The sequence below is a fragment of the Halorubrum tibetense genome (genome assembly GCF_042661865.1).
Taxonomy (GTDB): domain Archaea; phylum Halobacteriota; class Halobacteria; order Halobacteriales; family Haloferacaceae; genus Halorubrum; species Halorubrum tibetense.
Map to the genome: position 1 here is coordinate 1 of NZ_JBHSWW010000230.1, position 7032 is coordinate 7032.

Annotated in this window: 6 protein-coding genes and 1 pseudogene; 5 read left to right on the top strand and 2 right to left on the bottom strand. The window is 62.5% G+C overall.

Translation table 11 applies throughout. The features are described 5' to 3' along the window. Nucleotides 1–336, top strand: a pseudogene (locus ACFQEU_RS12510) (porphobilinogen synthase); the annotation flags it as partial. Nucleotides 337–360: 24 nt separating this feature from the next. Here ACFQEU_RS12510 and ACFQEU_RS12515 read toward each other — a convergent pair. Next, on the bottom strand, nucleotides 361–603 hold the full coding sequence (locus ACFQEU_RS12515) for a ferredoxin (protein ID WP_379782627.1): 243 nt from the start codon (nucleotides 601–603) through the stop codon (nucleotides 361–363). Nucleotides 604–699: 96 nt separating this feature from the next. On the opposite strand from ACFQEU_RS12515, the gene ACFQEU_RS12520 reads away from it, so the two are divergent. From ACFQEU_RS12520 to ACFQEU_RS12530, 3 genes are all read left to right on the top strand, one after another. Beyond that, nucleotides 700–954 carry a DUF7967 family protein gene (locus ACFQEU_RS12520; protein WP_379782629.1) on the top strand — a complete coding sequence of 85 codons (255 nt, stop codon included), beginning with the start codon at nucleotides 700–702 and terminating at the stop codon, nucleotides 952–954. A gap of 522 nt (nucleotides 955–1476) precedes the next feature. Next, nucleotides 1477–2319 (top strand): BspA family leucine-rich repeat surface protein, encoded by an 843-nt coding sequence (locus tag ACFQEU_RS12525; RefSeq protein ID WP_379782631.1) that lies wholly within the window; start codon nucleotides 1477–1479, stop codon nucleotides 2317–2319. Beyond that, nucleotides 2309–3259: a BspA family leucine-rich repeat surface protein gene (locus tag ACFQEU_RS12530; RefSeq protein WP_379782633.1), complete on the top strand. Its 951-nt coding sequence runs from the start codon at nucleotides 2309–2311 to the stop codon at nucleotides 3257–3259. The genes ACFQEU_RS12525 and ACFQEU_RS12530 overlap by 11 nt, the downstream gene beginning before the upstream one ends. Before the next feature lie 308 nt (nucleotides 3260–3567). On the opposite strand, the gene ACFQEU_RS12535 is transcribed toward ACFQEU_RS12530, so the two are convergent. After that, complete coding sequence (locus tag ACFQEU_RS12535; RefSeq protein ID WP_209486850.1) at nucleotides 3568–4566, bottom strand: IS110 family RNA-guided transposase; 999 nt, start codon at nucleotides 4564–4566, stop codon at nucleotides 3568–3570. Between the two features lie 302 nt (nucleotides 4567–4868). On the opposite strand from ACFQEU_RS12535, the gene ACFQEU_RS12540 reads away from it, so the two are divergent. Continuing rightward, a partial coding sequence (locus ACFQEU_RS12540) for an ATP-dependent DNA helicase (RefSeq protein ID WP_379782635.1) occupies nucleotides 4869–7032 on the top strand: 2164 nt, incomplete at its 3' end.

The following is a 7032-nucleotide window of genomic DNA, read 5'->3' on the forward strand; positions in this document are numbered from 1 at the left end:
CCGGCGTTCGGCGACCGCCGCCACTACCAGATGGACCCCGCGAACCGCCGCGAAGCGCTCCGCGAAGCCCGCCTCGACGCCGAGGAGGGCGCGGACGTGCTCATGGTGAAGCCCGGCCTCCCGTACCTCGATATCGTCGCCGACCTCCGCCGCGAGTTCGACCGACCGATCGCCGCCTACAACGTCTCCGGCGAATACGCGATGCTCCACGCCGCCGCCGAGAAGGGGTGGCTGGACCTGGAGGCGACCGCCCACGAGTCCCTGCTGTCGCTCAAGCGCGCGGGCGCGGACCTCATCGTCACCTACTTCGCCGAGGAACTCGCCGAGCGCTTATAAGGGATCGAGTCACGATCCGGCCGCTCACACTACCTGCTCGCCGTCGTCGTCGTACACCTCGATGGCGTCGACGGGGCAGGCTCGCGCGGCGAACTTCGCGTCCAGCTCCTCGCCCTCGGGCACCGCTACCTCGAAGACGTCCGGCTCGGTCTCCTCGCTGCCCGCCAGGTCGGCTTTCCCGTCGTTCAGGTCCTTCTCGAACGCGTCCCACTCGGCGACGCACTGGTACATCCCGATACAGGTGTCCCGGTCGAACCTCACTCGCATACGGCGGCTACGTCGACCGGGTACAAAGCGATGGCGACGGTGGAGAGGCGCGGCCGGTTCCCACTATTTAAGCCTCGCGCCCGCCACGCTCCGACGATGACCGAAGTCTGGTTAGTCGACCGGCAGTTCGACTCGAAGGGACTCGTTCGGCTGACGTACGCCACCGAGGACGGCGAGCGCGTCCACACGAAGGAGCTGGCCGAACAACGGCTCGTCACCGGCGACGGAGTCACTGCGGGCCGCGATGTCGAGGAGCACGCGCTCGGCGAGACGGATCCGGCGGATGTCGAGCGGTTCGCGACGGAGGCGTCGCGGATGGCGGCCGACCACGACCTCGACGATACGGTGTGAGGGGTCTTCAGATTATATAGTATTTAAAACCCAATCGCCAGCGCGGGTTGTCGGTGATCGCGCTCCGGACCGAGCGGATTGCGATTGCACCGCACCGCGCTGCACCGCGCCGCACCTCGGACCTCCCCAGCCTCGCGGTTCGCGCTCTCCGAGCGCTCACCGCGTCCCTCGCGGGCCGCTCGCGCCTTATAAAGACGCGAGCGAGCGCGCCACCGCGGGGCGACGGTATTGTCGTAGTGACGGTGGTGTCGTGGCGATTACGTGTCAAGTCTCGTGACCGCGTCCGTGGGCGCTCCTCGGCTGCGGCTCTGCTGAAATTCTCAGATGGTGATAGATTTCGTGGGTCATGCGAGATACAGAGGATGTATCCTGTACGAAGATCTGGTCATATAGTCCACCCGCCGTGATCATCGAGTGTCAGAGTTCGGGACCGCCGCTGGGTCGACGGCGTCGAGCCGCGTCAGCGAGCAGTAACCTGTCTGGTTTCCAAACATTTATGTATTACCGCTAACAGGATTTGGCATGTCCGAGAGGTTACGCAACCAAGACAACGATCAGCGCCTGCTCCGTCGACGGCGCGTGCTCGGTGCTGTAGGCGTCGGATTGACCGCCGCAACCGCCGGCTGTGGGAGCAACGATGACGACGACTCGGAAGACGACACTGGAAATGAACCACAGTCCGACGACCCGGACAACGACGAAGAAGACGACGCCACCGACGAAGGGGAGGACGACGACGAAAAAGACTCTGACGACGCCACGAGTGTGGTGCTGCCACCGGATAGTTCCGAACTGTTCGAGTCTGGCGAACTGCAGGAACATAATTTTGCTGAGAGTTCATTCACCGAAGATGATGTAGGAACACCGGTTAGCGAGGTTGACTTGCCCAACGCAGACACCAGCAGCGTCGAAAACATGGAGTGGATGTTTGGTATTGCGGCATCATTTGATCAAGATATCAGCGGGTGGGACACCAGCAGCGTTGAAAACATGGAGGTGATGTTTGGTGGTGCGGCATCATTTGATCAAGATATCAGCGGGTGGGACACCAGCAGCGTCGAAAAAATGAATTTCATGTTCGCTGGTGCGCTGTCGTTCAATCAAGATATCAGCGGGTGGGACACCAGCAGCGTTGAAAGCATGGAGGGGATGTTCAATGGGGCGGAGTCGTTTGATCAAGATATTAGCGCGTGGGACACCAGCAGCGTTGAAAGCATGGAGGAGATGTTCAATGGGGCGGAGTCGTTTGATCAAGATATTAGCGCGTGGGACACCAGCAGCGTTGAAAATATGGGTGCGATGTTTCGAGAGGCGGAGTCATTTGATCAGGATATTAGCGCGTGGGACACCCGCGATGTTCCATGAGGCGGCGTCGTTCGATCAGGACATCGGGAACTGGGACACCAGCAGTGTCCAAGCTATGGGGGCGATGTTCCTTCTATCAGAGTCGTTTGATCAGGATATTAGCGCCTGGGACACCAGCAGCGTCCAAGGCATGGATTCGATGTTCTCGGGCGCGTCCTCGTTTGATCAAGACATTGGGGACTGGGACACCAGCAGCGTCGAAAACATGAGTTCGATGTTCTCGGGCGCGTCCTCGTTTGATCAAGACATCGGGGACTGGGACACCAGCAGCGAGGCGGAGTCGTTTGATCAAGATATTAGCGCGTGGGACACCAGCAGCGTCCGATTGATGCGTAGCATGTTCCAAGGTGCGTCATCGTTTGATCAGGATATCAGCGGGTGGGATGTTGAACAAATCCCCGAACAACCACCCAGATTTGATGACGGTGCGGGGTTTGAGGGTGAGGAAGCGAAGCAACCGGACTGGGGTACCCCCGAAGGCGTGGGTGTGGTCTTGCCACCGGACAGCAGCGAACTGTTCTGGGGGGGCGAACTTCAGGAACACAACCTTGCCGAGAGTTCATTCACCGAAGACGATATTGGGAGACGGATTAGCGAGTTTGACTTGACCAATGCAGACACGAGCAGCGTCGAAAACATGCGTGCGATGTTCACTCTTGCGGTGTCGTTTAATCAGGATATCGGTGGGTGGGACACCAGCAGCGTTGAAAACATGGAGTCGATGTTTGGTGGTGCGGCATCATTTGATCAAGATATCAGCGGGTGGGACACCAGCAGCGTCGAAAACATGGATATCATGTTTCGGGAGGCGGAGTCGTTTGACCAGGATATTAGCGCGTGGGACACCAGCAGCGTTGAAAATATGGGTGCGATGTTTCGAGAGGCGGAGTCATTTGATCAGGATATTAGCGCGTGGGACACCACCAGACCATTTCGATGATGGGGCCGAGTTTGAGGGCGACGAGGAAAACCAACCAAACTGGGGCGACCAGTGCTGAGTGAGCGCTCTGCATTCAGCACGCGGTTCTTGTCAGAGCCGAAGGATTTCACCTATGGAAACGCTGCTACCCGGGCAAACCACGCCTAGCGACAAAATGATTACGCCGTCTAGGGATCTGCTGTTTTCACAGCCGGTAGGCGGCCAGAACGTGTCTGCGGTGCGGTCGCTGTCTGGCGATAGCTGACGCTCATGGAGGGCCTCGGCTGGCCACTGAGGGCCGCCCGTTCGGCGGCCCTCAGGTCCTTCGTCTATGCGGTCACACCGGGTGGATCGTACGCTTCTCCCCGATCAAGCATGTGGTAGATCGATACCAGCATCTTCCGAGCTGCTGCCACAATCGCTTTCTGTGAGTTCTTTCGGCTTGCTAACCGGTCGTAGAACCGACTCAGATACTCATCATTACTGGTATGAACTGCGGTGTTTGCTGCTTGAACGAGTAACCATCGCACACGCCCTGATCCACGTTTTGAGATGCTCCCTTCGATCCGCGAGTCACCTGACTCGCGGATCACCGGGTTCAATCCCACGTAACTGACGACCTCCTTGTCACCGTCAAACCGATCGATCCCACCTAACTCCGCGTAGATCGTCAGCGCAGTGTAGTAACTCACACCGGGAATCGTCATTAGCAGCTGGGTCTCCTTCAGAGACCCAGCGCGCTCTTCGATCGTCTCATCGAGCTTCTGAATCTCTTCGGTGAGCGACTCGATCAGGTCGAGGTACGACTCAAGCAACGTATCGAACGGCGTCGGGATCGAGAGTCCCCGCAGGGACTCTCGTCCCTCTACGGTTAGCGGTTTCACGTCCTCAGTGATGCCGTGATCGGAGAGGAGCCCATGAATCTTGTTGGCGTACTTGGTACGGTTTTCGACCAACGTCTGTCGCCCGCGCACGAGTGCGCGGGCTTCCCTGACCTCCTCGGTCGGAACGTAGCTTTCAGGCACCGAATTTAACCGGAGCATCCGCGCGAGTTCTTTGGCGTCAACGCGGTCGGTTTTCTTGTCGGTGTCTGCGATCTGGTTGATCTTTTTGGGATGAGCGACGGTTACATCCAAGTGTTCCGACAGCGTATCGTGGATGTGGTAGTAGTTGGAGGTCGCCTCAAGCACGGCTTGTGCGCCGGCGTATCGCTGGGCGAGGTCGTCGAGGTTCGCGTTCTCGACGCGAACCTCTTCGACGATCTTCCCAGCCTCATCCATCACTGCCACCTGTGCGTACCGTTTGTGGACGTCGATTCCGAGGTACATGGTTTGTTCACCCGGGACGCCAGTGCGTGAAGCAGAGATTCACCTATTCGGGCTTTCCCGGATGCCGCGGGGCGCGGCATCCGGGCTGTAACGCCCATGACTCGACTTCTTTCGCACACGGACCAGTCAACAGAACGTGCTCTGTGGCACGTGAAATCCGTCGGTCTCTTGCGCCCCATATCTTGTTTCACGTTCTCATGGAGTAGCAGCGTTTCCATCGAGTCAACAGAGCCTCGGCAGTTTATATACTCCCGCTCGTCGGTTCCGACGGGTTAAATCGGATCGGGAGTTAACTACCGGTAATGCAACCGAGTTCGCTCTCCGGGCTCCCCGCCGGCGTCGGCGAGGCGCTCGAATCGGAGGGCGTCGCCGAGCTCTACCCGCCACAGGAGGCCGCCGTCGAGGCGGGCGTTCTCGACGGCGAGAGCCTCGTCGCGGCCGTTCCAACGGCGTCGGGCAAGACGCTCATCGCCGAGCTGGCGATGCTGTCCGCTATCGAGCGCGGCGGCAAGGCCTTATATATCGTCCCGCTGCGAGCGCTCGCCAGCGAGAAGAAGACCGAGTTCGAGCGATGGGAGGAGTTCGACGTGACCGTCGGCGTCTCGACGGGGAACTACGAGTCGGACGGCGAGTGGCTCGGCTCCCGCGACATCATCGTCGCCACGAGCGAGAAGGTGGACTCGCTGATCCGCAACGGCGCGCCGTGGATCGACGACCTCACCTGCGTCGTCAGCGACGAGGTCCACCTCGTCAACGACGCGGGCCGCGGCCCGACGCTGGAGGTGACGCTCGCGAAGCTGCGGAAGGTGAACGCGGGGCTCCAGACGGTGGCGCTGTCGGCGACGGTCGGCAACGCGGACGTCATCGCCGACTGGCTCGACGCCGAGCTCGTCGAGTCGGACTGGCGACCGATCGACCTCCGCACCGGCGTTCACTTCGGGAACGCGATCAACTTCGACGACGGGAGCCAGCGCGAGGTGCCGGTCGACCGCGGCGAGGACCAGACGGCGCGGCTCGTCGCGGACGCGCTCGACACCGAGGAGGACGGCCAGGGCGGCTCCTCGCTCGTGTTCGTCAACTCCCGTCGGAACGCCGAGTCGGCCGCCCGGAACCTGACCGACGTCACCGGCTCACGGCTCACGACGGACGAGCGCGACCGACTCCGCGAGCTCGCCGCGGAGGTTCGTGGCGTCTCCGACACCGACACCGCCGAGGACCTCGCCGACGCCGTCGAGCAGGGAGCGGCGTTCCACCATGCGGGGCTGGCGAGTGAGCACCGAAGCCTGATCGAGGACGCGTTCCGCGACCGGCTGATCAAAGTCATCTCCGCGACCCCGACGCTCGCGGCCGGCGTCAACACCCCGGCCCGCCGGGTGGTCGTCCGGGACTGGCGGCGCTACGACGGCGAGTTTGGCGGGATGAAACCGCTTGATGTCCTCGAGATCCACCAGATGTGCGGGCGGGCGGGTCGCCCCGGGCTCGACCCGTACGGCGAGGCTGTGTTGCTCGCCAACGACGCCGACGGGATGGAGGAGCTGTTCGACCGGTACGTCTGGGCGGACCCCGAGCCGGTCCGGTCGAAGCTCGCGGCCGAACCCGCGCTCCGGACCCACGTGCTCGCGACGGTCGCCTCCGGATTCGCCGCGACCCGACAAGGGTTGCTCGACTTCCTCGATAACACCCTCTACGCGACCCAGACGGACGACGAGGGGCGGCTCGCGGCGGTCACCGACACCGTGCTCGAGTACCTCGCCGTCAACGAGTTCATCGACCGCGAGTTCGCCGACGGGACGGAGCGGCTATCGGCGACGGGGATCGGCCACACCGTCTCCCGGCTCTACCTCGACCCGATGAGCGCCGCGGAGATGATCGACGGCCTTCGCGACGCGCGCGCCTCACGGGAAGCGGGGGCTGCCGCGGACGCGATGCCTGCCGACTCCGGCGCGTACGAACGGGTGACTCCGGAGGCGGACGGCGACGAGCCCGGGTTCGGAACGTACCGCCCGGCCGGGGACGGGGACGACGGTGACGAACGAGGGCCTGACGAGAACGAGGCGGACGGCGACCCGAGCGAGGCGGACGGCGACCCAAGCGAGGCGGACGGTGACCCGGACGACGCGAACCCCGAGCTCACCCCGCTCGGCCTCTATCACCTCGTGAGCCGGACCCCCGATATGTACGAGCTCTACCTCAAGTCGGGCGACCGTGAGACGTACACCGAGACCTGTTACGAGCGCGAGCACGAGTTCCTCGGCGACGTCCCCTCCGAGTACGAGGACGTCCGCTTCGAGGACTGGCTCGCAGCGCTCAAGACCGCGCGCCTGCTCGAAGACTGGGCCGACGAGGTGGACGAGGACCGGATCGCCGAGCGCTACGGCGTCGGCCCCGGCGACATCCGCGGGAAGGTCGACAGCGCGGAGTGGCTGCTCCGCGCGGCCGAGACCCTCGCGAGCGACGTGGACGGAG

Excerpts from the sequence above, each read along its gene's own strand:
- ACFQEU_RS12530 (WP_379782633.1), top strand. The coding sequence starts at position 2,309 with ATGTTCCATGAGGCGGCGTCGTTCGATCAGGACATCGGGAACTGGGAC.
- ACFQEU_RS12515 (WP_379782627.1), bottom strand. The coding sequence starts at position 603 with ATGCGAGTGAGGTTCGACCGGGACACCTGTATCGGGATGTACCAGTGC.
- ACFQEU_RS12535 (WP_209486850.1), bottom strand. The coding sequence starts at position 4,566 with ATGTACCTCGGAATCGACGTCCACAAACGGTACGCACAGGTGGCAGTG.
- ACFQEU_RS12525 (WP_379782631.1), top strand. The coding sequence starts at position 1,477 with ATGTCCGAGAGGTTACGCAACCAAGACAACGATCAGCGCCTGCTCCGT.
- ACFQEU_RS12520 (WP_379782629.1), top strand. The coding sequence starts at position 700 with ATGACCGAAGTCTGGTTAGTCGACCGGCAGTTCGACTCGAAGGGACTC.